We start from the raw sequence: 25,196 nt of genomic DNA, 5'->3' as shown, positions 1-25,196 counted from the left end.
TGCATATTGCATGAACACTGGAAGTTCAAACTTTATAAATGATTAAAATATAGCGATTTATTCAAAGTCCGCGACTGGCACGGCGACTGCAATCACTCGAGTGAGAGTTGTAACACCATTTTTCTGCCTGGAGCGATACAACAATGAATAGATCCTCTGATGGTTTCTATCCTGCCGTGGAAGAGTCGAGCACGGTCTCGGGCGTGTCCTGGGGGGCGATCTTCGCCGGGGCCGCTGCGGCGGCGGCGCTATCGCTGATTTTGGTCCTGCTCGGCTTCGGTCTGGGGTTCTCGGCGGTTTCGCCCTGGGCTCATGAAGGCGTGAGCGCCAAAAGTCTGGGCATTTCAACGATTGTCTGGCTGGCGTTCACACAAATCATTGCATCCGGGTTGGGCGGTTACATCGCCGGACGTCTGCGGGTGAAGTGGGCGAATATGCACGGCGATGAAGTGTATTTCCGCGACACGGCCCATGGTTTTCTCGCCTGGTGCGTGGCGACCCTGGTCACCGCAACGCTGGTGGCCGGGTCGGTGAGCAGTCTCGTCAGCGGCGGTGTGCAGGCCGGGGCGCAGGTTGCAGGAGGCGCTGCCAGTGCAGTGACTCAAGTCGCGGGCACGGCGGCTGGCAAAACCGATAGCGATCAGTACGGTTACTTCATCGACAGCCTGTTTCGCGATGATCGTCCGGAAGCCGTCAGCGATGATGCCGCGCGTGGGACGGTCACTCGCATTTTTGTACGTTCGCTAAACAATGGCGGGCAATTGGCCGCTGAAGACCGCACCTACCTGGCACAACTGGTGGCACAACGGACCAACCTGACCCAGGAGGATGCTGAACGTCGGGTCGATGAAGTCTATGCCCGCACCCAGAAAGCTGTGGCCGACGCCAAACTTGCCGCGCAACAGGCGGCGGACACTGCCGCCAAAGTGGCTGCCATGAGCACGTTGTGGATGTTCGTTGCACTGCTGGCCGGCGCGTTCTTCGCCAGCCTCGCCGCGATTTTCGGCGGTCGTCGTCGGGATGCCGTGGTGTATCTGGAAACCGACACTTACGTGACCACCCCACCTGTTCGCTAACCCAGGAGAATCACCATGCGCTCATTACTGCTGTTTTTTCTCGGTGTACCAATCCCGATCATTATTCTGATTGCGTTGTTTGTGCATTGAGTCCACCGCCGCTTCAAGCTTTGGGTGAGGCGGCAATTTTCGCGAGCAGGCTCGCTCCTACGGGAGACTCCAATCCCCCTGTAGGAGCGAGCTTGCTCGCGATTACGCCAGATCAGGCGAAAGGAATCATCAGTCGATCGGCGTGCTGACAAACACTTCCAACCCCTCGGCATAAGCGGTAAAGGCCACGATCCGCGGAAATTGCGCCGCATCCACCTGGTCCGGCACCACTAGATTGGTAAAGCTCCATGCCACGGCGAGGGTGATGCCATCCTGATCAATTGAACCGTCCGTTTTCAACGGATACTTTTCCAGTTCACGCTCGAGTTCCGCATAGGCTGCAGCCAGTTGCCCTTCGACCCTTTGCACCCAGGGCTCGAACTGAATGTCCTCTGGTCGCAAGTTACGCTCGTAATAAAGCTGAACGGATTTTTCGCTGGCTGCCAAGGCCAGGCCAATCAGGCGCAGTGCGCGAAGGCGCGGGATCGCTTCGCTGGGCATCAAGGTGTTGGCGGGTTTGGCCAACGTCTCGAGGTAATCGATGATCAGCGTTGAATCCATCAACACTTCACCATCGTCCAGTACCAGCGTCGGCGCCTTGACCACGGGGTTGATCTGCTGGAATCGCTCAAAGTGGCGGAAAACCGATACCGAGTCATGCTCGAGTGCGATGGCGAGGCATTTGGCCGAGATGGCGACGCGTCGTACGTAAGGTGAATCCAGCATGCCGATCAGCTTCATGGTTCCTTTCCTTTATATGGCCGTTTCGGGAGGGACAACCTTAGCTGACGTTCTGGGCGCTGCAAATGCAGCCGTTTGTCCTCTATATAAAGCCGCTCGATTGAATTTCTTGCTATAAACGCACTCCGATAAACGCCCAAAAGCCTGTCGCAGAGCATTTTCAGGTCTTTGTCGGACAAATTCACTGTCTTTTCGGTTGCTGATGCCTCAAGTCGGCCGTAGACTGCCGCCCCTCGTAAATTGAGTGCCGGGTGGCGCTTTGAACAAACGGCGCCTTTGCGCTGACCTGCTCCGGTCTGCCGGAACGCTCCCTTATTCGCCTTAATGCACGTTTTTTTATAGAGATATCAATGACAAAGGACAAGTTGCTGGCCATGCCGGCGGATGACTACATGAATGCCGAGCAACATGCTTTTTTCTCTGAGCTGTTGCAGAACATGAAAGTCGAAACTCATGAGCGCATCGAACAGAACCGCATCGCCATCGAAAGCCTGGATACCCCGGCCGATCCGGCAGACGCGGCTTCCGTGGAAGAAGAGCGCACCTGGCTGGTGAACGCGATCGACCGCGACCAGCGCATGCTGCCGCAGTTGGAACAAGCACTGGAGCGGATCAAGGAAGACAGCTTCGGCTGGTGCGACGACAGCGGTGAAGCGATCGGCCTCAAACGCCTGTTGATCAGCCCGACCACCAAGTACTGCATCGAAGCTCAAGAACGCCACGAGCAAATCGACAAGCACCAGCGTCAGGCTTGATGACGGTGAGGTAGCCCTTCGAACAGGGCTGCCTTTGGAAAAGATCGCAGCTTTCGGCAGCGCCTGGCTATTGGGGTGCTGCCGAGGCTGCGATCTTGCTTTTGCGCGCCTGTAAAAATTGAGTGTGACGGAGTAGGCGCTCAACAATTGTTACGGGTTGAGCAACAAAGCTGTGCAGAGTGATCGCTTTTTCCTCTTTGGAAAACTAATTAACATATCTACTAGTTAGGTTGCTAATGAAGTTGAGAGGTCAACATGCAAAGCAAAGTCGATGTCGCGGTCATGATTGGCAGCGGTGTGCCCGCCACGCTACGTGCTTTGGGACGCACTGTGTGTTGGGTGGTGTTGCTCAACGGCGAGCGTCGCGGCACGGCATTCTCCAGCCGTACTGAAGCCGAGGAGTGCAAGGCTGCCTGGATGGCGCAATTGAATGCCCGTGCCCCTGACAGCCTGCATTGAGTCCGTAGTCGGGATTACTGGTGCATTCGCAGATTCAAATCATCGACTGCCTTTGCCCAGTCAGCGTCTTCGCGCAGTTGCTCTTTCAGGAAGGCCGCCTGTTGCGGCGACCAGAACTCGGCATCAATGAGTTTTTTGGCGTCGGGCAGAGGGGAATGGCTGGCAATGAAATCGTCGATAGCATTGTCATTGGAGTCCAGGCCGAGCTGGTCGAACAAGCCTTTCAAGTCGTGGGTCGGTGATTCCATCTTCATCTCCTTGCAAGTGATCGGTCGCGTCGGGATACGAAAGCGCGGCTTCATTGCATCTGAGGAGGCCGCGCTTGAGGAGTTCGATCGCGATGTTCAAACGCAGCAATGAGCATAGACCGCAAACCAGACCTCAGGCTTTCAACGCCCCGGCATCCACGGCAGCTTTCAATTCAATGGCCGATGCCTGTGCGGCAAGGGCCGCTATGTCCGAGGTTTTGAACCAGCGATCTTTTTCGACCTGATGGTAAGTAACGGTCTTTAGTGGTGGTTTGGCGCGCATGACAATGACCGCTTGGAACTCGCCATCGATTACTCTGGCTTCGCCCCGGATAAAAAACTCGCCGATATCAAATTCCGTCACGTAACAGCCTTCCCTTGTAAATATATTGTTGTCTTCAACGCGGCCCGGCCTGGTGGGCCGCGTTTTATTGGGCGGGCAGTATGGCAGTAGTTGCCTGTCGGCGGTTGTTAAGTCGTCGGGCAGGTGAAAACAGCTCTTGGCACATTCGGCGCGGGTGAGTCATTAATGTGACTCAAGAAACCGGGCAAGGGCACAGGCTTCGTTATGGCTGGCCCGGAAACCTCTGACGCAGCCCGTGGAAATTTCCTTGATATGGAAAAAGGCCTTGCCCGCCAATATCACCTGAAAACGGGGCTGGTGCGGTTCTTCAAACGGTGGCTGATGGAAGGACAGCAGCACGGAATGCAGCGTCGAATGTTCTCCAGTGGCAGGTGCAAGTGGATGGGCGAAGTGTGTCAACGTACACATATGAAGTCCTTTTCATGAGTTTACCGACGTATGTACGTCGTTTACGGGTAGTCTGGAAGCGCATCGCTGCTCTAGAATCACCCTCACTGGTGGGTGAGCCACGTTTATCTAAAGCAATTTTTCGCGTGTGATATGTAGGAAAAGTGTTTTTCTTGATCGGTTTTTTCCCTGAAGTTGATAGTCCATAATTTCTGGCCGCAGGAAGGGCGTTTTCCTTCAGCCTATGACGAACGCCATGCAGGACGATACGCCTGTCGTTCCAGTATTCTTGCGACGCTTCGTGCTGAATGAGTGCACTGCTCATTAGGGATTTCAACGTGGGTCATCTGGTTTCACCTTCGGCATTGCCGCTATTTTTGGCCGTGCGCTTTTCCTGCGTGCGGCATTCTTTTCAGACGTGGGGATGTTTCCTTGGCAGTAAGTAATCTCGATATGCATGCTTTGTTTGTGTTGGGTGATTTGCGCGCAAAGCTGGTCAAGCTGTTTCAGTCGCGTTTCGTCTACGTCACCGAGCAGAGTGCTGAAGGCATTTACATTGCCGAACTCGACACCGAATCAGCCTTGGTGGTGGACGACAAACCCGGACTCAAACTCAAGGTCGGCGATCATTTCAGTGCATCCGTCTTGCCCAGCCGCGAGGGCGGAAAACTGGACATCAAGTTCCGTGACATCAAGCTGACTGTTTATGGGCTGGGCGATTACGCCTTCGTCACCACTGCCGCCGGTCATGCCATTTTGTTCAGGGAAGGGCACAGCGTAGTGACGGTTTTCGCCGCCCACGAGCAATTGCAGGAAGGCCTGACGAAAACCCTGAAGGCGGTAACCGGCAAGGCAGCCAAGTGGCGCAAGGGCGAACTGGTGACATTCAAGGCCAGCGAGTAATGACTTTGAACCGCGCCGACTTCCACGAACAGAACCTGGTCAGCGCTCAAGCCCTGGCGCAGAAGTTGTTCGAGCAGAGGGCTGTTCTGCAGGGCGCCTGGCTGAACTGGGTGGCCTCACAGATTTACCTGCTGCGGCCGGCGGAGTACGCCAGCATGGTCAGAAGAGAGCTGACCCGCTTGCAGGAAATTTCCGGAAAATGATCCATGCCCCTCGAAAGCAGGAACCTCTACTACAGTCAGTTGACTGAGTATTCAGAGGCTTTGCGGTCTTCTGCCAGGCCATCCTGCTATTGCTGTGAACAGCACGAGGTGCAAAAGCATGAACGGATTTCGACGGTTGCTGGTTGCTGTCACGGCCACCTTCGCGTTGCTGGCAACGCCCGCCCAGGTGTTCGCCGCCCAGGCACCGATCCACTTCGCCGATTTGAACTGGGAAAGCGGCAGCCTGATCACCGATGTCTTGCGCATCATCGTCGAGAAAGGCTACGGCCTGCCCACCGACACCTTGCCGGGCACCACCATTACCCTGGAAACCGCGCTGGCCAACAATGACATTCAGGTCATTGGCGAAGAGTGGGCCGGTCGCAGCCCGGTCTGGGTCAAGGCAGAAGCCGAAGGCAAAGTGGTGAGTCTGGGCGACACAGTCAAGGGTGCCACCGAAGGCTGGTGGGTACCGGAGTATGTGATCAAAGGCGACCCGGCCAAGGGCATCAAACCCATGGCGCCGGATTTGCGAAGTGTCAGCGATCTGCCGCGTTACAAGGACGTGTTCAAAGATCCTGAGGCGCCGAACAAAGGGCGCTTTCTCAACAGTCCCATCGGCTGGACCTCGGAAGTGGTCAACAAGCAGAAACTCAAGGCCTACAAGCTGGACGACAGTTATGTGAATTTCCGCAGTGGTTCAGGCGCGGCGCTGGACGCGGAGATCACTTCGTCTATCCGTCGTGGCAAGCCCGTGCTGTTCTACTACTGGTCACCCACGCCGTTGCTCGGTCGCTTCAAACTGATCCAGCTGGAAGAACCACCCTTCGACGCCGAAGCCTGGAAGACCTTGACCGACGCCGATCATCCCGATCCCCGACCGACCCGCTCGCTGGCATCGAAGTTATCTATCGGCGTATCCACGCCATTCCAGAAGCAGTATCCGCAGATTGCCGAGTTCTTCAGCAAGGTCGATTTCCCTATTGATCCGTTGAACAAGGCGTTGGCCCAGATGAGTGAAAAACACACGTCGCCACGTCAGGCTGCCGAGCAATTCATGAAGCAGCATCCCGACGTCTGGCAGGCCTGGCTGCCCAGGGATGTAGCGGACAAGGTCGCTGCGGGGATGAAGTGATACCGTGAACCTGAGGCTCGTTTTGCATGGTGCGACACGGGTGTTCACATCGCCCGCAAGTGTCGGCGGTGACATGGAACTACCAATGGTCAGCCCGACTGATGCCGCCGCCAATCGGTCGTGCGCTTCATCAAATGCCGACTAGGATGTTTGTTCAGATCCCTTTCAAGGATGCCTGAACATGACCTTGGTGTTGGCTCAATGGCTGGTGACGACGTTTGCCACAATCAGCCTGATGCATGTGTACTGGGCGGTGGGTGGCGAATGGGCGGCAGTCGCTGTGGTGCCGCAAGTGCCGGTCGAGGGCGAGGTGCGATTGCGGCCCGCTTTCAAGCCGCGAGGCTGGATCACGCTGGGTGTGGCGGTGGGTTTGCTGCTGATTGCGATGGTTGTGTGTTTGCGCGTTGGTTGGTGGTTGCCGCAGGTACATCATCCGGCACTGCAATGGTTGATCAGTGCGATTGCCGTGATGTTGTTCGCCAGGGCCATTGGTGATTCGGAACTGGTGGGTTTTTTCAAGGAAGTCAAAAATTCGAAATTTGCCCAGCTCGATACCTGGGTTTACTCACCGCTGTGTGTGTTGTTGGGTTCGGGTTTGCTGGCGGTTGCCTGGGCCTGAGCAAAGGCGGGATCAGCCACCGCTTTCGGTCCTGCGGCTGCTCACCTCGGCCGGCACATCGTCACCGGCCATGCGCTTGCGAAACAGCGCTGCACGTGCCAGCAGCAAAGTGGTCACGGGCACGGTGACTGACAGCAGGATCGGAATCAGCCAGGCATGCAATACCGGCCCGGACTTGAGTGCCGAAAAGTAAATGATCGAAGCCAATGCCACGCACCAGGCACCCAATGTCGAGGCCAGCGCCGGCGGATGCATGCGCTGGAAGTAGTCCTTCATGCGCAACAGCCCGATCGCACCGATCAACGTGAATAGGCCGCAAAGGACCAGCAGGATCGCCACCGGAATTTCCACCCACAACGACAATTCCATATTCATTCGATGACCTCGCCACGCAGAAGGAATTTCGCCAGGGCAAACGAGCCAACGAAGCCGAACAGGGCGATCAGCAGCGCCGCCTCGAAGTAGGTGTCGCTGGCATAACGAATGCCCAGTGCCAGCATCATCAGCATTGCGACGATGTACAGATAATCCAGGGCGAGGACCCGGTCCTGGGCCGACGGCCCCCTGAACAGTCGGACCAGGGTCAGAATCATCGACAGGGAAAGCAGGAACAGGCTCAACAGAATCGCGTTCGACAGTAATGGGCTCATTCGAAGATCTCCATCAACGGGCGTTCGTAGGTCTGTTTGAAATGCTCGATGAAGCGCGCCTCGTCGTCCAGATCGAACACGTGCAGCAGCAGGATGCTGCGATCCAGAGCCAGTTCAGACCAGACAGTACCGGGCACGACTGTGGTGATCATCGACAGTGCCGCGAGGCCATTGGCGTCGCGCAGGTCCAGCGGCACCTTGATGAACCGCGAGCGCGGTGGGCGGCGACCCGCGTGAAGCACGGCCCAGGCGACAGCAAGATTGGACGCCAGCACGTCACGACCGACGATCAGGATCAGACGCAGGATGACTCCGGGCCGACGAATGCGAACAGGCAACGGTCGCAATCTGCGCATCATCAGCGGTGCGCAGAACCCCAGCACACCACCCAGCAGCAAGTTGCCGGGTGTCATCGACAGATTCAGCAGCAACCATAACAACCATAAGGCCAGCGATAGCCACGGTGCAGGAAACAGGCGCTTCACGGTTGCACCTCCAATACGCCAGCCTTGCCTTGCGGGTTAGGCACAACACGGGTGTCGAGCACGGCTGTCACGTATTGCTGAGGGTTGTTCAGGGCGTCGGCGGCTGCCTGGGTGTAGCGCAGCAACGGTTCGGCCTTGAAGGTCAGCAGGATGCTCAAGCCCAGCAAGGCGAAGATGGGGATGCATTCGAGGCGTCGCAACACAGGGGAGGGGCGTTCCGCTGGCGTCCAGAAGCGCTGGATGCCCAGGCGTGAAAAGGTGATGAGCGAGGCCAGTCCTGAAACAATCAACAACACCAGCAAAGCCCATGCAGCGGTCGACACCGGCTCGGTGCCGCCATTGCCCAGACCCTGTGGATTGAGCAGGGCGTTGAGCAGGCCGAGTTTGCCGATAAATCCCGAGAGCGGCGGCATCCCGATAATCAGCAAGGCGCACGCGATAAAGCTCAGCCCGAGAAATGCCATGGTCCAGGGAATCACCTGGCCGACCACGGCTTTCTGTTCGTCATCAAGGTTGATGCCTTTAGGCGGATGCAGGGATTCCAGAGGTCGCGGAAGCAGTTCTGTTTCGTCCTCCAGCAGCAGTTCATTGGCCGAACGCGAGCGTTCGATCAGCTCGGCCAGCAGGAACAAGGCGCTTAACGCCAATGTCGAGCTGACCAGATAAAACAGCGCCGAGCTCACGAGGTTCGGTTGCGCGAAACCGACGGCCGACAGCAGAATTCCCGCCGATACCAGAATGCTCAAGCTGGCCATGCGTTCCAGGCGTTGGGTGGCGAGCGTTGCGACGGCCGCGCAAACGATGGTGGCCATACCGCCATAGATCAGCCAGTCTGCGCCAAAAAACGCCGATGCCCCGGCCTGTGCGGAGAATAGCAGCGTCCACAAACGCAGCAGGGTGTAGACGCCAACCTTGGTCATGATCGCAAACATCGCTGCGACCGGCGCGCTCGCCGAGGAGTAGGCCGGTACCAGCCAGAAATTCAGCGGCCACATCCCGGCCTTGGCCAGGAATGCCACCGCCAGAATCCCCGCGCCGGCATGCAGGAGCCCGCGATCGGCTTGCTCCACCAGCGGAATTTTCTGCGCCAGGTCGGCCATGTTCAGTGTTCCGGTGACGCCGTAGATCAGCGCAGCACCAATCAGAAACAACGACGAGGCCAACAGGTTGATCGTGATGTAATGCAGCCCTGACGACACCCGCGCCCGCCCCGAGCCGTGCAGCATCAGGCCGTAGGATGCGGCCAGCAGCACTTCGAAAAACACGAACAGGTTGAACAGGTCGGCCGTGAGGAAGGCCCCATACAATCCCATCAGCTGGATCTGGAACAGCGCGTGGAAACTCGAACCGGCACTGTCCCAACGCGCCATGGCGAACAGCAGGGCGCTGACGCCGATGATGCCGGTCAGCACCAGCATCAATGCCGACAGGCGATCAACCACCAGCACCAGACCAAAGGGCACTTGCCAGTTGCTCGGCAGGTAGACACCAATGGAGCCCGGCACGCCGGTGGTTTGCGTCCATTGCAGCAGCGCCACCGCAATGCCCAGCCCGAGCAGGCTGGAGACCAGATTGATTTTGGCCTTCAGCGGGCGGTGCTTTTCGCCGAGCATCAGCATGATTGCAGCCGTCAGCAGCGGCAGCAGGATCGGTGCGACGATCAGGTGGTTCATCGCCATCATTCCTTAGGCTCCCGGCCGTCCACATGGTCTGTGCCGGTCAGACCCCGGGACGCCAGCAGCACCACCAGGAACAATGCGGTCATCGCGAAGCTGATGACGATGGCGGTCAGCACCAGCGCTTGTGGCAACGGGTCGGTGTAGTGCAACAAGTCCTGGGGTACGCCGTCCTTGATGATCGGCTCTTTGCCGATAAACAGACTGCCCATGCTGAAGATGAACAGATTGACGCCATACGACAGCAGGCACAGGCCCATGACCACCTGGAACGTCCGTGGTCGCAGGATCAGCCAGACGCCGGACGCGGCCAGTACGCCGATGGCGATTGCGATGACTTCTTCCATCAGACGGCTCCCTTGGCGACAACGGATTTGGGTTGGGCGGCGGTTTTGTGCCCGCGGACCGATTGGTGGGCAAGGGCCGTGAGGATCAACAGAGTCGAGCCGACCACGACGCCGTACACGCCGATGTCGAAGAACAACGCGCTGGCGAGGTGAATATCACCCAGCAACGGCAGGTCGAAATGCCAGGTATGAGTGGTCAGGAACGGATAGCCAACGACCATCGCGCCCAGGCCCGTGACCGTGGCAATCAACAGTCCCGTGCCCATCCAGCGCAGCGGGCGCAGGCTCATTTGTGCTTCGACCCACTGCGTGCCGGCGACCATGTATTGCAGGATGAACGCCACCGACATCACCAGCCCGGCGACAAACCCCCCGCCCGGCTGATTGTGCCCGCGCATGAACAGGTAGAACGACACCACCAGTGCAACCGGCAGCAACAGGCGTACCAGCACCGCCGGTACCATCATGAAGCCGAGGGCGGTGTCGCTGGCGTGGCGCGGGTTGACCAGGTCAGTGACCACGTCCGGAGCCAGCAGGCGTTGCTGGGCCGGCAGTTGCAAGCTTTCTTTGGGTGGGCGGAAGCGGCGTAGCAGGGCATACACCGTCAGGGCCACGGCGACCAGCACGGTGATTTCACCCAGGGTGTCGAAGCCGCGGAAATCCACCAGCATCACGTTGACCACGTTGCTGCCGCCACCCTCTGGGAGGGCACGGCTCAGGTAGAACGAGGAAATATCGTTGGGTGTCTGGCGTGTCAGCATCGCATAGGACAGTAGCGCCATGCCGACACCGACGGCGGTCGACAGCAGCAAGTCGCGGATACGCCGCACACGGGCGCGGCGCAGGCTGCCTGGCAACGGCGAGACTTCCTCGATCCGTCGCGGCAACCAGCGCAGCCCCAGCAGGATAAGCACCGTGGTCACCACTTCGACCGCCAATTGCGTCAGCGCCAGGTCCGGTGCCGAGAACCACACGAAGGTGACACACGTCATCAGGCCGCAGACGCTGACCATGGTCAGGGCTGCAAGCCGGTGATATTTGGCTTGATACGCTGCGCCCAGGGCACAGACGATGGCCAGTAACCAGAGCGTGACGAAGACGATCGAGCCCGGGATTTTCGGCCGGTCGCCCCAGCTCAGGCTGCTGTGCAGCATCGGGGTCAGCCCGGCCAGCACCGCGACGAGGACCACCAGAAACAACTGCGCCTGCAAGCGATGGGTGCCCAGGTGCCGTTCCAGGCGACGAGCCAGGCGCATCATGACCACAAGATTGCGTTCGAACAGACGCTTGCCGTCCAGACGGCCTATCAGGGGCGGCCGCTTGAATCGTCCGCGTTTAAGCTGATTGCGCAGCAGTAGATAAAGCAGGGTGCCGCAGCCCAGCGCGATCAGGCTCATGATCATCGGTGCGTTCAAACCGTGCCAGATCGCCAGGCTGTACTCGGGCAACGTGCCGCCGACCACCGGTTGCGCAGCGGCAGCGAGTATCGGACCGACCACCTGGGCAGGGAAAATCCCGACGATCAGGCACGCCAGCACCAGCAGCTCAACCGGTGCACGCATCCAGCGTGGTGGCTCGTGGGGTGTGTGCGGCAGATCGGTCGCGGTCGGGCCAAAAAACACATCTACGGTGAAGCGCAGGGAGTAAGCCACGCTGAAAGTGCCGGCGATGGTTGCCACGATTGGCAGGCTCAATTCGACCCAGCGGGTGGCGTTGATGAACACGGTTTCGGCAAAAAACATTTCTTTCGACAGGAAGCCGTTGAGCAAGGGCACACCGGCCATCGAGGCGCTGGCGACCATCGCCAGTGTGGCGGTAAACGGCATCAGCTTGTACAGGCCACTGAGTCTGCGGATATCGCGGGTACCGCTTTCATGGTCGATGATGCCGGCCGCCATGAACAGCGAGGCCTTGAAGGTGGCGTGGTTGAGGATGTGGAACACTGCCGCGACGGCGGCCAATGGGCTGTTCAGGCCGAGCAGCAGAGTGATCAGGCCCAGGTGGCTGATGGTCGAGTACGCCAGAAGCCCCTTCAGGTCGTTCTGGAACATTGCGCAGTAAGCACCGAGCAATAGCGTACAGGCGCCGGCGCCGCTGACGATGTAGAACCATTCTTCACTGCCCGAGAGCGATGGCCACAGCCGTGCCAGCAGAAACACCCCGGCCTTGACCATGGTCGCCGAGTGCAGGTATGCCGAGACGGGTGTAGGCGCGGCCATGGCGTGGGGCAGCCAGAAGTGAAAGGGGAATTGCGCACTTTTGCTCAGGGCGCCGATCAGGATCAGGGGTAGCAGAATGGGGTAGAGGGCATGGGCTCGAATCAGATCGCCGGCGGCCAGGACCTTGTCCAGGTCATAGCTGCCGACCACATGGCCGAGGATCATGACCCCCGCCAGCAAGCATAAACCGCCCGCGCCGGTGACCATCAGCGCCATGTAGGCACCGCGACGCGCATCGGCGCGGTGGTGCCAGTAGCCGATCAACAGGAACGAGAAAAGACTGGTCAGCTCCCAGAAAAACACGATCTGGATCAGGTTGCCCGAGATCACCAGGCCGAGCATGGCCCCCATGAAAGCGAGAAAAAACGCGAAGAAGCGCGGCACCGGATCGTCCGGTGACATGTAGTAGCGGGCGTATAGCGACACCAGTGTGCCGATGCCCAGAACCAGCATCGAGAACAGCCAGGCGAAGCCGTCCATGCGCAGGATGAAGTTCAGGCCCAGGCTGGGCAACCACAAGAACTCTTCACGGATCACGCCGCCATCGGCGATCTGAGGGTACAGGAGCGCGACCTGAACGGTGCCGATCAAGGCGACCAGGCCTGCCAGCAGCGATTCGGCGTTACGGGCGTTGTGCGGCAACACGGCCGCCAAACAGCTACCTATGAAAGGCAGAAGTAGTAGAACTATCAGGGACATAGGCTTCTAATCTGCGGAAGTTTGTGAAGCATCATACGTGCCAGCTCCCGGATCGCCAAACACCAAGCTGTCGCAGAATCCTACAAGGTAGACGGAAAAGCCCCGCTTCACATTGTTTACTGTCCGTCAAAAAAGATCGCAGCCTTCGGCAGCTCCTAGAGAGGGTTGCATACATCCGTAGGAGCCGCCGAAGGCTGCGTTCTTTTGATCCTGTTAATGACTGCGTTCACTCTCCAGCGATTCGCCAACATCTGCAGCGGCCTTACCCTTGGTCTTCAACTCACTGACAATCACCGCCGCGACAATCAACCCGGCCCCGAGCAAGGCAATTGCTGGCAGCCGTTCGCCAGCGATGCGCCCGACAATCCCGGCCCACACCGGCTCACCGGCATAGATCAGCGTCGCCCGGGTTGGCGAAACACTTTTTTGCGCCCAGTTCATTGCCACCTGAATGGCTGCACTCGCTGCGCCCAGGCCCAGTGCGCTGCACAGTAACAGCCACGAAAAATCAGGAATCGCCTCATTGGTCGGCACCACCAGCAGGAACGACAGTCCCGATGTGACCGCCAATTGCACCACGGTCACTCGGCGCACATCGACCTGACCGGCATAGGTGCTGATCAAAATGATCTCTGCGGCGATGGCCACCGCGCTGATCAAGGTGGCGATTTCCCCGGGACTGAAGTTGAACGAAGCACCGGCAGGGCCGGACACCAACATCAACCCGGCAAAGGCCAGCATGATGCCGATGCTGGGCATCAAGCCCGGACGTCGTCCCAGCACCAGCCATTGCAGCAACGGCACGAAAGGCACATACAGGGCGGTAATAAAGGCCGATTGGCTGCTGGGAATGCTCTGTAAACCGACCGTCTGCAAGCCGTAACCGAGCATGATCGCCACGCCGATAAAGGTCCCCGCCTTGAGTTCAAACAGGGTCAGTTGGCGCAGGTGACGCCATGAGAAGAGCGCCACGATGCTTGCCGCGGCGGCAAAGCGCAGGCCGACGAAAAACATCGGCCCGCTGACGGTCATTGCGTGCTGCACCAAGAGAAACGTGCCGCCCCAGACCATGGTGATCAGCACCAGCACGCATTCGGCCTTGCTGAACCTGGTGAAACGGGAGGAAGCCTGGGGGGAATTCAACGACGTCATGACCTTGCACGCTACTTGAGAGGGACGCACAATGCGTCGAATGTTGCGCAGTATACTGCCCAACCCTACCAAGTGAGCAATATAGTGCACAAAGATTCTCCCCCGCGGGCTTCGGTCCTGCAGCATGTCAGTCAAAATGTTCGACGCCTGCGCCATGCCGCCGACTTGAGCCAGACCGCATTGGCGCAGAAGTCTGGTGTCAGCCGGCGCATGCTGGTGGCCATCGAGGCGGGTGAAAAGAATGTCAGCCTGACCACCCTCGATCGTGTTGCCGAAGCCCTCGACGTTGCCTTCAGCGATTTGATTCAGGCACCCGACGCCCGCGATCCCAGCCGCATCAATGAACTGGCCTGGACCGGAACCCTCCCAGGCAGTAAAGCGGTGTTGCTATCCAAGGCCACCGCGAGCCGGGAAGTGGAGCAGTGGGAGTGGTGCCTGCAACCGGGCGAAGTGTATCCATCCGAACCGGACGCCGATGGCTGGAGCGAGCAGATCTATGTCTTCGAAGGCTGCCTGACGGTCATGCTGGGCGAACACGCGCAGAACATTGCCCAAGGCGAGTTCTTCATGTTCGCCAGCAATCAGCCACATTGCTATCGCAACGACGGGGCGGTGGCGACGCGGTTTGTGCGTAATGTGGTGATCTGAACAGGGAGTGCATGATGGAGCAGGGCTTGAACAGTGACGCGGATATCCTGATTGTCGGCGGCGGGCTCAGCGGCACGATGCTGGCGGCGCAGTTGCTGCGTCTGCCGGGACAGCGGCGCGTACGGGTGATCGAACCTCGGGCGGAGCTGGGGCGGGGCGAAGCTTACAGTGCCGTGGAATTGGGGCATACGCTCAACGGCAATGCCGCGCGGATGAGCGTCGACCCGGACAATGCGGATGACCTGACCCAATGGCTGACTCGCTATATTGCTGACGGCGGCTGGCCAGAGTCGGATCAACAACCTGTGCCGATCAGCGAACTGTTTCCGCCTCGGGGGATTTTCGGTCTTTACGCGCAGCAACGTCTCAGAGAAGCGCAGGCGATGGGGGCTCTGAACGGCTCGACGCTTGAGCACGTGCAGGCCGAAGTGGTCGATTTGCAAACCGATGCCGAGGCCGTGCGGTTGACCTTGAGTGACGGCCGTTGCTTGCGCGGAGCATTTGCCGTGCTGGCCACAGGCATGTTCCCCGCCGCGCGGACACCACAAACCGAATCCAGCGGCCTTAACGCCGCCGCACTCGATCCATGGGATGTTGCGGCCATGCAGCAGCTCGATCCGCAGTCGACGGTGTTGATCATCGGGTCCGGCCTGACCATGGTCGATGCCGTGGTCTCGCTGGAGCAGGCCGGGCATCGCGGGCCGATTGAAGTGTTTTCCCGACATGGCTTGCTGCCCCATGTGCGCCGCCAGCCTCCGGCATGGGAGGATTTTCTCGCTGAGGACTACAGCATTCGCACACCTCGTCAGCTGATGCGCGAGCTTCGTCGGCACTGCCGGGACGCCATCGCCCAAGGCATCGACTGGCAGGCGCCGCTGGACACGGTACGCGCGCATATCGGCCGCTTGTGGCATCAGGCCAGCGACGTGCAGCGTCGGCAGTTTGTGCGGCATGTACGGCCGTGGTGGGAAAGCCATCACCACCGCTCGCCGCCGCTGAGCGCTGAATTGGTGGCGCGCTTATATAAAGAAGGACGATTGCGGATTCACGCCGCTTCTTTCAAGGGACTTGAGTCTTCAACCGGCGACCGGGTGAGTATTCGCCTGCGACGTCGCGGTCAAGCGCACACCGGTGTCGTCACCGGCGCAGCATTGATCAACTCCAGCGGCATCGAATATGACTGGCGCCGGGTCGCACGCCCATTGCCACAGCAACTGCTGGCCCGCGGGCTGGTTCAGCCGGGGCCGTTGGCTTTGGGCATTGCTGCCGAGGTTGACGGCGCGGTGTTGAACATCGACGGTCAGGCTGCCAGCCGTTTGTTTGCCATGGGGCCGCCATTGCGTGGAATGTGGTGGGAAAGCACGGCGGTGACGGATGTGGCGAGTCAGGCAAAGGCGCTGGCGCAGCGGCTTGTCCGAGGCGCGATTGGTTAATCCGCACGGGTCTTTGTAGGAGCGAGCCTGCTCGCGATGGTCGTCAACGATGACGCGTTCTGATTGCCTCAACGCGGCGCTCTTGAGTCCATCGCGAGCAGGCTCGCTCCTACAGGGTGCTACGCCCAGAAAAAAAACCGCGGCTCTTCCCAAGGGCCGCGGTTTTTCATGCCTGGCAATTACTGCTGCAACACGGTTGCCTGGTTGGCCGATCCATATTGCTGCACGTTGGCAGTCTGGGTCATGCCACTCTGATCGACGCTGGCGATGTTGCCGGTGCCGCCCTGGGTGACATAGGCCACGTTCATGGTGTCAGCCTGTTTGACAGTGATCATGTTGTCGCTGCCATACAGCTGGGTGGTATTGGCCAGGTTTCCGGTGCCGGACTGGTCGAACTCGGTGGTGTTGCCGGTTCCGCTGGTGGTGCCGACGGCCAGGTTGGTGGTACCACGCTGATCGGAGATCAGGATGTTGTCGGAGCCGTTCTGGTCGAAATACAGCTCGTTGTAAGAGTCAGCCTGGCTGATCGTGGTTTTGTTGCCAGTACCGCTCTGATTGGTCGTGACGATATGGCCCTCGCCATTCTGCGTAAAGTTGGCGATGTTTTCGTTGCCGTTCTGGTTGATGGTTGCACGTTGGCCGGTACCGAACTGACCGCCGGCTTGCGGGCCCTTCCAATTGCTGGCATAGACCTTGTTGCCGTCACCCACCGAGTTGGCATTGAGCACGTGACTGTCGCCACTCTGATAGGTGAAGTGCACGTTGCCGGTGCCCTCTTGGTACAGCGCGACCGTCGAGCCGATCGACTCGAACTGGTCGGCGTAGATCGCGTTCAGATCACCCACTTGCAGCACTTGGGCCACGTTGCTTTCGCCGTAACTCTGGTCGACCACTGTTTCGTTGCTGTTACCAATCTGGTTGACGGCGGCTTCGCTGGGAAGCTGGCTTTCCTGCCAGACCTCGGTGCCGTTGCCGTTGCCAAACTGGTTGATGGCCACGTTGCCGCCCTCACCATTGCGCTGATCGCCATAGGCATAGTTGCCGTCACCGGTCTGGTCGATGCCGATCTGGCCTCCGTTGTGGAACACCTGCTCGGCGGTGCCGTAGTTGAAGTTGCCGCTCTGCTGGATTTGCGCGTTATTGCCAACGCCTACCTCCATTTGTTCGATGTTGGTTTCGTTGAAGTCACCGAACTGCAAACTCTTGGCCGACGTGCCGTCCTGACTGTCCTGATAGATGAAAGAGAAGTTGCCGTTGCCCTGTTGTTGTTGCAATGCTTCGCTGCTACCCACGCCGATCGACTGACTGGCGTGGCTGACGTTAGTGGTGCCCGATTGTTGTTGGGTGATAGTGCTGCCGTTCTCGTAAAGCTGTTCGGCGTAGCCGGCGTTGAAATCACCGATCTGCGTCTGGTCGATGGTGCTGCTCGCGTTATCCTGCACGGCGGCCGCATCATTACCTTCCCCGAACTGCTGTTGGGTGGCGGTACTGAACGGGGCCAGGTTCTGCTTCACATCGGCGATGTTGGCTGTCCCGACCTGGTCCTGGTTGGACAGGCTGTCGTCAGCCATCGCCTGGGCACTGACAATGACCAGGATGGCGGCGGTAATGGGCGTCAATTTGAACATGATGAAACCTCCAGGTGGTGCAGTGCTTTAGCGATACTGTTTGACCGAAACGCTCATGCCGTTCCCGGACTGGGTCACGGCGCTTTGCAGCCCCGCGCCGGCCTGTTCGATGCTGGCGTCGTTGTTGTTGCCGTTCTGGGAAATCTGCGCGCGGTTATGGCTGCCGTTCTGGGTAATCGAGGCGGCGTTGCCGGAACCTTGCTGGTTGATCATGGCCATCAGGTCATTCCCTTGTTGCAGGATATAAGCCTCCTGGTTGCTGCCCGACTGGACAATGGTGCCGAGCAACGACTGACCGTTCTGTTGCAACAGCGCGAGGTTGGCCTGCCCGTTCTGATCGATCAGAGCGTGTTGGCCTATGGGTGGTGGCAACTCACCGAGATCGCCACCGGGGCCGAGGTCTTCGTTTTCCATCAAGTCATCGGCGCGCACGCCAGCACTGCTGCAGAGCAGAAGCAGGCAGAGCAGGGCAGCGGTCGACGTTTTCATGGCGAAGTCCTTGGGTTGAAGGCTTGCCCCACCGGCTGTACCGGCCGGTGGGGCAAGCGGTTACTGCACGGTGACCGCGACGTTGCGCACGGAGCCGGCGGCGGAACGGATGGTTGCCGTCGGGTTGACCGATGGAACGACCGCGTTGGTCAGGTTCATGGTCCAGCGCCCGGTAATCGCCACAGGGACGGTGCCGAGGGTGACCAACCCGGTCGGCGTGGTGACCTGGATGGTGACCGAGTTACCGAGGAGCGCCGACGACGTACCGGTGAAGGCCCAGGTAAAGCGGCCTCCGGCACGGGCAGTGACCGAGGACGCCGTTACGTTGAACACTTCCAGGACCACGGCTGGCGACACTTGCACGGTGACCGTGGCCGGTGCCGACAGGGCGCCGAAGCTGTCCCGGGCGACGTAGGTGAAGGTCGTGGTGAACGGTGCCAGGATCGTTGCCGGCGGGGTGTAGACGACGGCCGCACCACTGATGCTTACCGTGCCGCGCCCTGCCGCCGGTGGGGTGACACTGGCGACCGCCAGCGGTACGTTGCCCTCCGGATCCGTGTCGTTGGCCAGCACGTTGATCGTGATTGGCGATGAGCCCTGCACCGAGATGTTGTCGACCACGGCCACCGGAGACTGGTTAGGCGCAACGGTGACGGTCACGGTCGCCGCAGTGCTCGAGGCCAGGCCTTTGGCGTCCATCGCCTTGTAGGTGAAGGTTGTGGTCAGCAATCCGTTGACAACGGCCGGCGGGGTATAGACCACCGCAGTCGTACCGCTCAATGCCACGGTGCCCTGGCCTGCGGCCGGTGGAGTCAGCTCCGTGATGCTCAGCGGCGTGTCGCCATCCGGGTCATTGTCGTTGGCCAGCAGGTTGAGGGTGACCGGTACCCCGAAGCCGGTGGAGCCAGCATCAGAGACCGCGATCGGCGCCCGGTTCTCGCCGGTGTCCGGTGCCGAACCAGCCACCACGACAGCTTCTGTGTCCGCGCCGCCCGCCGCCGATTTGACCGTGACAGTGGCCGGTGGTTGGGGCAGATCGGAGACAGTCAGGCGTTGCAGGGTGCCATTCTTCGACAGGCGTCCGAAGCCCTGGGCGACCATATCCGGAACCACGGTTTCATCGGAGGACGTGGCTTCGATCAGCAGGCTGTGATTGTTCCAGTCGTAGCGAGCCGTCTGGATTTTCACGATGTCGCTGAGCTTGCTCGAGACAGCCGTGGGACGAGTGGTGCCGGCCGGGTTGGTCGCGGTGACCACAACAACTGGAGGCACGTTGCCGGTGAACAGGCGATTAGCGAAGAACTGGCCATGGTCGTCGCCCCACATAGTGGTCTGGCACGGCGTTGGTGGCGGTCCGGGGACAAGGGCGACGGATTCGCGGAAGCACAAGCTCGAGCTGTTGCCTGACTTGGCAAAGACCTCTACGCGGGTTCCGGCTCCGGTGCGGCGATAAGAGGCACGGTCGATTTCCACCGGCGTCTGCGCCCGGCTGTCGAGCACCTTGCCGGCCACCGTGAACAGGTTGGTCTGGATGGTCCCGGCCGGGCCCACGATGCGCACGAAGTTGGTGTTGAACGGGCTGCCGGTGACGGCTTCAGTGAGGTTCGGATCGCCGACGTAGGTTTCGACGGCGCCGGTGTCCGGGTTCACTTCGGTGTAGGGCGCGTTGACACTTTTCAGGAACGGCCCGATTGCACCGCCCACGGCGCCGCTGAAATTGCCCGGAGCGCCGATGCCGATGTCCTTGGTGATGTTGATGGCGCGGCGTCCCGGTGTGGTGACGTTGACCGTTTCCACGCCGTACGGGTGAGTGATGGTGTAGGTGCCCGCAGTGGGCACGTTCACGCGGATACGGATCCGCGCGAAACTTTGCTGATCGCCATCGACCGGGTTTTCCGAGGCGAATGCCGCTTCGATACCGGCCACGTAGACGTCCATGCCGTAGCCGGCGCCGTTGTTGGGGATGTTCGTCTCGGCCAGGAACCAGAAGGCTTCCGGTGGCCAGTTGTCAGGGAACACCATGGGCTGGGTGTCGTCGTACACACCAGGTTCCGGCAGCAGGGTGCACATGTAAGCCGGTGGCACGCTGACCGCTACCCGCGAACTCGCCGCCCGTGATTGGCACAATTCCATCGAAAGATTGTTGGTGTCCTGATACCACATGGGGAATTTCCCCGTGGCGAAGGTGTAGGGGCCGGGGTCGACGGCAGCGAGTTGCGCGAATGCACTGCCGGACAGCGATAGAGTCAGTCCCAGGGCGTTGAGCGCCAGGCGTGGCCAATTGTTCATGATGCCTCCTGATGAGGATCTGGGCATGTGAGCGTTCATTGCACGATGACCACTTCTTCGGTGTCGCCGCCGCCATTGGAAGACGACACATGGACCCTGGCTGGCGGATTCGGCGTGATGCCGGTGGCCAGGCTTTTCACTGCGCCGTCACCGCTCAACGCGCCGATGGCGACGCCAGTGCCGGTGGTGGCGGTGAGCACCGGTGGTGAGGTTTCATCGCTGGTCGAGGCCACAATCGTGATAAGCCCGCTGCTCAGGCTGTACTCGGCACGTGAGATCACCACCAGGTCAGTCAAGGGCATGGCAATCGTGGTCGGAGTGCTGCTGGCAATAGCCACGTGGTTGTCAGCGGTGACTTGCAACATGCTTGGCAACGTCGGGTTTTCAGGGGACTGGGTGTACCAGTGGCCCGTGGTGTTGGCTTCAATCAGGTTCAACACCGGGCTGTTGCTGTCCAGGGTCACGGTGGCAGGCGCCGGTGGTGCCATGACGAACACGTCCTGCTGGGCCACCGGAGCGCTGGCGCCGGCTTTGCGCGAATACGTGCTGCGTTCGGCAATGACGGGCGTCGGCCGCACGACAGTCGACAACTTGCCGGAAACGGCGAAGGCGTCGGTACGCAAGTCCAGGCCATTGGGGCCTTCGATGCGGATGAAGTTGGTGTTGAACGGACTGCCGGTGACAGCTTCCGAGAGGTTCGGGTCGCCAACGAATTGTTCAGCGGTACCGGTGAGCGGATTGGTTTCGGTGTAGGGGCCGTTGACACTGCGCAGGAACGGACCGATGTCACCCTTGAGGGCGCCGTCGTAGGTTTTCGGCGTGCCGATGCCGATGTCTCGAGTCATGTTGATGGCGCGGCGCCCAGGAGTATCGATGTTGAAGACGTCGACGCCGTAAGGGTGAGTGATGATATAGGTGCCGGCGGTAGGCACGTCGACGCGAATGCGGATACGGGCGAAGCTGACCTGGTCACCTTCGACGGGTTCTTCAGCGGCGAACGCGGCTTCGATGGCCGACACGTAGGTCAGGTCAATGCCTCGGGCCGCATCGACAATCGCGCCATCGGCGGTAAACCAGAACGCTTCGTCGGGAAAGTTGGTCGGGAAAACGATCGGTTGCGCGTCGTCAAATACGCCGGGGGTCGGCAGCAAATTGCACATGTAAGTGGGGGCGCCCGGCGCACTTGGGACGCGAGAACTGACAGCCTTGGACAGGCATAGATCGAGGGTTCTGCCATGGGTGTCCTGGTACCAGGAGGCGAAGCTCCCATTGGCAGGCAGGTAGGGTCCGGGGTCAACAGCAAACAGCGCCGCCTGGGCAGCGCCTTGGGCAAAAGCGGTAACGATCAAGGCGATCGCGGTTTTCGACAGTAAAGGGTGCATGAGTATTCCCTCTATCAGAGTACCTGTCCCTTGATATGGGCCAGTTGACAGGACTTCGGCAACTTCCATACCAATTTGTAAAAACAGCCTCGAAGTGCCCGCGTCACGGGCCTGCGGGGCGCGTCGGGGAGCAAGTCAGCGATTTCGCTAAAGGGCCACTGTCCCCAGGTTTGGGGGTGGATTGGGAGAGCGGGGGAGGTGCGGAAAGGCATTACCCGAATTGGGGCAATCCGCCATGAGTGGGCTATAAAGCTATGGGGTCTACCGAGAACCACTCGATGAATACAATTGCCGATGCACTTCCGTCCGACAGCGAAATTCGCCTGAGTACGCGCAAGCAGCCGTTCAATCTGTTGCGCTGGTTTTCGTTGATCAGCATGGCGGTGATCGGCACGGTCGCCGTGGCGTTGGGGGCGGTTTCGACGCGTTTTGTCATCACCGAAAGCGTGCAACGTGATGCGTTACTGACCTCGCAATTCATTCAGGCGATTGCCGCGGCGGAGGTGCGGCATGTGTCGATCCCCAACGTGCGGACCATGGGCGAATTGCTCGATCCGCGAAAGGACCGCGACTTTCCCGACGTTGACCCACTGGCCCGGGCCAGTGCCCGAGGCGAATTTCTGGACCATATCGAGCACCTGCCCGACGTGATCCTGGCCAACATCTATGCCCCCGACCGCATGGTGATCTGGTCGACCAATCCGTCTCTGATGGGCACCACGATTCATGCCGACGACGACCTCAATCGGGCGTTCATCTCCAAGACGCCGGTGTCGGCCAGTTATCACGATGTCGACAAGACCCGCATGGAGCAAAAGTTTGTAGTGCCCCCTGAATACATTTTCATCGAGAACTACATTCCGTTGTTCGACGCTGATGGCAGCACGGTCACGGCCATGGTCGAAATCTATAAAGAACCGCAAGACCTGATCAACCGAATGGAGCGCGGGTTGGTGATGATCTGGTTGGCCACTGCCCTGGGCGGCGGCCTGATTTACCTGGGCCTGTACTGGATCGTGCGGCGCGCTGCGATTTTGCTGGCAGAGCAGCAAAAACAACTGATCACCAATGAGACGTTTGTGGCGTTGGGCGAGATGTCATCGGCGGTGGCCCACAGCTTGCGCAATCCGTTGGCGACCATCCGTTCCAGCGCCGAACTGGCGCTGGAGTTCGACACCGGGCCCGCGCACAAGAACATCAACGACATCATCGGCCAGGTCGATCGCATGTCCAAATGGGTACGGGAGTTGCTGCAATCCCTGCGTCCGCTCAACGACGATCCCGAACCGGTCAATCTGGTGGCAGCGCTGCATGACAGCCTGATGGCCTACGAGTATCAAATCACCAAGGCCAAGGTCCGTGTCGAATTCCTGCCGGAACAGACTCCCATGGTGCTGAGCCAACACGTGCAGCTCACGCAGATCCTCAACAGTCTGCTGTCGAATGCGGTGGAGGCCATGGACCGTGGCGGCACCCTGACCCTTAAGATAGAACCGATCAACGCTCAGCGGGTGAGCCTGGTGGTCAGCGACACCGGCAAAGGGATGACCGAGGAACAGCGCCGCATGGCATTCCGCCCTTTCTTTACCACCAAGCAGGGTGGGCTTGGCGTCGGACTGGTATTGGTCAAGCGGATCATGGAGCGGTTTGGCGGTACGGTGACGCTGAACAGCCATGAGGGCGAGGGCACCTCTGTGCGCCTGTCGTTTACGTTGGTTGCCCCTGAAAAGGGTATGAATTCTCCCCGTTAACGGGTGCCAATCCCCAGTCGGTCCCCAAGTCATGGCAGTTTGATGTTGTTAAGCCATTGTTTTGGTTGTGTAAACAAATTTGTATAAGCCGGTTACAAATCTGGCGAGATCCTTGCAAAACCACCAGCACCCCCTTCACGACTTCGAGGCGGCTGGTGATGGACAAAAAAGCGCTCGACCTGGCGAAGCAAACTCCGCGCGCTCGTGCCTTGGGTATGCACCTCATATTGGTGCTGGTGACCGGGTTGCTGGCGAGCCGCATGCTAGTCGCCAACCCAGCGCCGCCCACACCCGCACCGGTCGCCGAGCCGCCTTCTACAGCTGTCGTCGACTCCGCCACGCCGTGGGGTGCCGACTACTTTCCCAACACGCTGTTGACCGATCAGGACGGTCGGCAGGTGCATTTTTTCGATGACATGATCAAGGGCAAGGTGGTGGTGATCAATTTCATCTTCACCTCGTGCAGTGACTCCTGCCCGCTGGAAACCGCGCGTCTGCGCCAGGTGCAGAAGCTGCTGGGGGATCGGGTCGGCAAGGACATCTTCTTTTACTCCATCAGCATCGATCCCTTGAGCGACACACCCGAGGTGCTCAAGGCTTACTCGCAACGTTTCCAGGTCGGACCGGGCTGGCAGTTCCTCACCGGGGAGTTTGCCGACGTCACCGAACTGCGGCAGAAACTCGGATTGTTCATCGAAGGCGTCGATAACGGACGCAGCAAGGACCACAACTTGAGCCTGATCGTCGGCAACCAGGCCACGGGGCGCTGGATGAAAGCATCGCCGTTCGAGAACCCCTGGATTCTGGCGGACCAGCTGGCCAACACCTTGCATAACTGGAAGCAGCAGAGCGTTTCAGAAAGCTACGCCAATGCGCCGCAAATTCGCCCGCCGAGCAATGGCGAAGAACTGTTCCGCACCCGCTGCGCGTCGTGTCACAGCCTGGGGCCAATGGACGGACAGGGCATCGGACTGCGCAGCATCGGCCCGGACCTGATCGGCGTGACCCGTCAACGCGATCCGGCCTGGCTCAACCGCTGGATCCGTGAGCCGGACCGCATGCTGGCGGAAAAAGACCCGATTGCGATGCAAATGTTCGAGCGCTTCAACAAGATCCCGATGCCCAACTTGCGCATCGATGAGCATTCGGCTCAGTCGATCATCGAATTTCTGCAGGCAGAAACCGATCGCCAGCATCCGCCGGTGACACCACTGGCCAGTGGTAACGATGAGCAAGAGCATCATCATGCAGTCGCACCCAAGGACATGACGCAGGTGCAATAGTGTCGAAATACTTACGTTGGCCATTCAATTGCTATCAATGTTACCTACACTGATTCGAAGCGGCTGAAAAGGCTGGATTTCCAGG

26 protein-coding genes are annotated in these 25,196 nt (G+C 59.6%); 11 read left to right on the top strand and 15 right to left on the bottom strand.

Features of this window, described 5'->3' with window-relative positions:
- Positions 1-143 precede the first annotated feature (143 nt).
- A complete protein-coding gene (locus QMK58_RS19300; protein WP_053164312.1) occupies positions 144-1,076 on the top strand; it encodes a hypothetical protein in 933 nt (310 codons plus the stop codon).
- A gap of 219 nt (positions 1,077-1,295) precedes the next feature.
- Here QMK58_RS19300 and QMK58_RS19295 read toward each other — a convergent pair whose 3' ends face one another.
- Complete coding sequence (locus QMK58_RS19295; protein ID WP_320395268.1) at positions 1,296-1,907, bottom strand: glutathione S-transferase; 612 nt, start codon at positions 1,905-1,907, stop codon at positions 1,296-1,298.
- A gap of 350 nt (positions 1,908-2,257) precedes the next feature.
- Here QMK58_RS19295 and QMK58_RS19290 point away from each other — a divergent pair, with 350 nt between their 5' ends.
- Positions 2,258-2,662 carry a TraR/DksA family transcriptional regulator gene (locus tag QMK58_RS19290; RefSeq protein ID WP_007907888.1) on the top strand — a complete coding sequence of 135 codons (405 nt, stop codon included), beginning with the start codon at positions 2,258-2,260 and terminating at the stop codon, positions 2,660-2,662.
- Positions 2,663-2,917: 255 nt separating this feature from the next.
- Positions 2,918-3,121, top strand: coding sequence for a hypothetical protein (locus tag QMK58_RS19285; protein ID WP_053164308.1), 204 nt, complete (start codon positions 2,918-2,920; stop codon positions 3,119-3,121).
- Positions 3,122-3,135: 14 nt separating this feature from the next.
- Here QMK58_RS19285 and QMK58_RS19280 read toward each other — a convergent pair whose 3' ends face one another.
- The 3 genes from QMK58_RS19280 to QMK58_RS19270 all read right to left on the bottom strand — a co-directional run bounded on the left by QMK58_RS19280 (position 3,136) and on the right by QMK58_RS19270 (position 4,141).
- The gene (locus tag QMK58_RS19280; protein ID WP_053164306.1) at positions 3,136-3,369 is read right to left on the bottom strand and encodes a DUF2789 domain-containing protein; all 234 of its coding nucleotides are present in this window, start codon (positions 3,367-3,369) and stop codon (positions 3,136-3,138) included.
- Between the two features lie 133 nt (positions 3,370-3,502).
- The gene (locus QMK58_RS19275) at positions 3,503-3,733 is read right to left on the bottom strand and encodes a hypothetical protein (protein WP_053164304.1); all 231 of its coding nucleotides are present in this window, start codon (positions 3,731-3,733) and stop codon (positions 3,503-3,505) included.
- 162 nt (positions 3,734-3,895) lie between these two features.
- Positions 3,896-4,141 carry a hypothetical protein gene (locus QMK58_RS19270; RefSeq protein WP_082344581.1) on the bottom strand — a complete coding sequence of 82 codons (246 nt, stop codon included), beginning with the start codon at positions 4,139-4,141 and terminating at the stop codon, positions 3,896-3,898.
- A gap of 411 nt (positions 4,142-4,552) precedes the next feature.
- Between QMK58_RS19270 and QMK58_RS19265 the strand changes: the two genes are divergently transcribed.
- The 4 genes from QMK58_RS19265 (at position 4,553) to QMK58_RS19250 (ending at position 6,980) form a co-directional block, all read left to right on the top strand.
- Positions 4,553-5,023: a hypothetical protein gene (locus QMK58_RS19265; protein WP_053164302.1), complete on the top strand. Its 471-nt coding sequence runs from the start codon at positions 4,553-4,555 to the stop codon at positions 5,021-5,023.
- Positions 5,023-5,226, top strand: a complete 204-nt coding sequence (locus tag QMK58_RS19260; RefSeq protein ID WP_053164300.1) for a hypothetical protein — start codon at positions 5,023-5,025, stop codon at positions 5,224-5,226. Before QMK58_RS19265 ends, QMK58_RS19260 begins: the two co-directional genes overlap by 1 nt.
- A gap of 118 nt (positions 5,227-5,344) precedes the next feature.
- Complete coding sequence (locus tag QMK58_RS19255; RefSeq protein WP_320395267.1) at positions 5,345-6,361, top strand: ABC transporter substrate-binding protein; 1,017 nt, start codon at positions 5,345-5,347, stop codon at positions 6,359-6,361.
- Positions 6,362-6,542: 181 nt separating this feature from the next.
- On the top strand, positions 6,543-6,980 hold the full coding sequence (locus tag QMK58_RS19250) for a DUF3995 domain-containing protein (protein WP_053164296.1): 438 nt from the start codon (positions 6,543-6,545) through the stop codon (positions 6,978-6,980).
- 12 nt (positions 6,981-6,992) lie between these two features.
- Here the strand turns inward: QMK58_RS19250 and QMK58_RS19245 are convergent, their stop codons facing one another.
- From QMK58_RS19245 to QMK58_RS19215, 7 genes are all read right to left on the bottom strand, one after another.
- A complete protein-coding gene (locus tag QMK58_RS19245; RefSeq protein WP_053164294.1) occupies positions 6,993-7,355 on the bottom strand; it encodes a Na+/H+ antiporter subunit G in 363 nt (120 codons plus the stop codon).
- Complete coding sequence (locus QMK58_RS19240; RefSeq protein WP_053164292.1) at positions 7,352-7,630, bottom strand: K+/H+ antiporter subunit F; 279 nt, start codon at positions 7,628-7,630, stop codon at positions 7,352-7,354. Before QMK58_RS19240 ends, QMK58_RS19245 begins: the two co-directional genes overlap by 4 nt.
- Positions 7,627-8,115, bottom strand: coding sequence for a Na+/H+ antiporter subunit E (locus QMK58_RS19235; RefSeq protein WP_053164290.1), 489 nt, complete (start codon positions 8,113-8,115; stop codon positions 7,627-7,629). The genes QMK58_RS19240 and QMK58_RS19235 overlap by 4 nt, the downstream gene beginning before the upstream one ends.
- The gene (locus QMK58_RS19230) at positions 8,112-9,797 is read right to left on the bottom strand and encodes a monovalent cation/H+ antiporter subunit D (protein WP_053164288.1); all 1,686 of its coding nucleotides are present in this window, start codon (positions 9,795-9,797) and stop codon (positions 8,112-8,114) included. Before QMK58_RS19230 ends, QMK58_RS19235 begins: the two co-directional genes overlap by 4 nt.
- Entirely contained in the window at positions 9,794-10,138 is a 345-nt protein-coding gene (locus QMK58_RS19225; protein ID WP_007986256.1) for a Na+/H+ antiporter subunit C, read from the bottom strand. Before QMK58_RS19225 ends, QMK58_RS19230 begins: the two co-directional genes overlap by 4 nt.
- The gene (locus tag QMK58_RS19220) at positions 10,138-13,056 is read right to left on the bottom strand and encodes a monovalent cation/H+ antiporter subunit A (RefSeq protein ID WP_320395266.1); all 2,919 of its coding nucleotides are present in this window, start codon (positions 13,054-13,056) and stop codon (positions 10,138-10,140) included. The genes QMK58_RS19225 and QMK58_RS19220 overlap by 1 nt, the downstream gene beginning before the upstream one ends.
- A gap of 213 nt (positions 13,057-13,269) precedes the next feature.
- Positions 13,270-14,298, bottom strand: coding sequence for a DMT family transporter (locus QMK58_RS19215; RefSeq protein WP_082344580.1), 1,029 nt, complete (start codon positions 14,296-14,298; stop codon positions 13,270-13,272).
- Here QMK58_RS19215 and QMK58_RS19210 point away from each other — a divergent pair.
- A complete protein-coding gene (locus QMK58_RS19210) occupies positions 14,293-14,856 on the top strand; it encodes a helix-turn-helix domain-containing protein (protein WP_053164282.1) in 564 nt (187 codons plus the stop codon). The two genes, QMK58_RS19215 and QMK58_RS19210, sit on opposite strands and share 6 nt — an antisense overlap.
- Before the next feature lie 14 nt (positions 14,857-14,870).
- Positions 14,871-16,289, top strand: coding sequence for an FAD/NAD(P)-binding protein (locus QMK58_RS19205; protein WP_320395265.1), 1,419 nt, complete (start codon positions 14,871-14,873; stop codon positions 16,287-16,289).
- Between the two features lie 179 nt (positions 16,290-16,468).
- Here QMK58_RS19205 and QMK58_RS19200 read toward each other — a convergent pair whose 3' ends face one another.
- From QMK58_RS19200 to QMK58_RS19185, 4 genes are read right to left on the bottom strand one after another with little or no spacing between them, the layout of a single operon-like run.
- Complete coding sequence (locus QMK58_RS19200) at positions 16,469-17,917, bottom strand: curlin (RefSeq protein ID WP_053164278.1); 1,449 nt, start codon at positions 17,915-17,917, stop codon at positions 16,469-16,471.
- A gap of 27 nt (positions 17,918-17,944) precedes the next feature.
- Positions 17,945-18,406, bottom strand: coding sequence for a curlin (locus QMK58_RS19195; protein WP_053164276.1), 462 nt, complete (start codon positions 18,404-18,406; stop codon positions 17,945-17,947).
- 60 nt (positions 18,407-18,466) lie between these two features.
- On the bottom strand, positions 18,467-20,695 hold the full coding sequence (locus QMK58_RS19190; protein WP_053164274.1) for an Ig-like domain-containing protein: 2,229 nt from the start codon (positions 20,693-20,695) through the stop codon (positions 18,467-18,469).
- Between the two features lie 35 nt (positions 20,696-20,730).
- Positions 20,731-22,077, bottom strand: coding sequence for a hypothetical protein (locus QMK58_RS19185; protein WP_053164272.1), 1,347 nt, complete (start codon positions 22,075-22,077; stop codon positions 20,731-20,733).
- Positions 22,078-22,355: 278 nt separating this feature from the next.
- On the opposite strand from QMK58_RS19185, the gene QMK58_RS19180 reads away from it, so the two are divergent.
- Both QMK58_RS19180 and QMK58_RS19175 read left to right on the top strand, forming a co-directional pair.
- Complete coding sequence (locus tag QMK58_RS19180) at positions 22,356-23,828, top strand: sensor histidine kinase (protein ID WP_053164270.1); 1,473 nt, start codon at positions 22,356-22,358, stop codon at positions 23,826-23,828.
- Positions 23,829-23,986: 158 nt separating this feature from the next.
- A complete protein-coding gene (locus QMK58_RS19175) occupies positions 23,987-25,111 on the top strand; it encodes an SCO family protein (RefSeq protein ID WP_053164268.1) in 1,125 nt (374 codons plus the stop codon).
- Positions 25,112-25,196 lie beyond the last annotated feature (85 nt).

The sequence above is a fragment of the Pseudomonas sp. P8_241 genome, assembly GCF_034008315.1.
Taxonomy (GTDB): domain Bacteria; phylum Pseudomonadota; class Gammaproteobacteria; order Pseudomonadales; family Pseudomonadaceae; genus Aquipseudomonas.
This window is presented reverse-complemented; position numbering and strand designations above follow the sequence as displayed.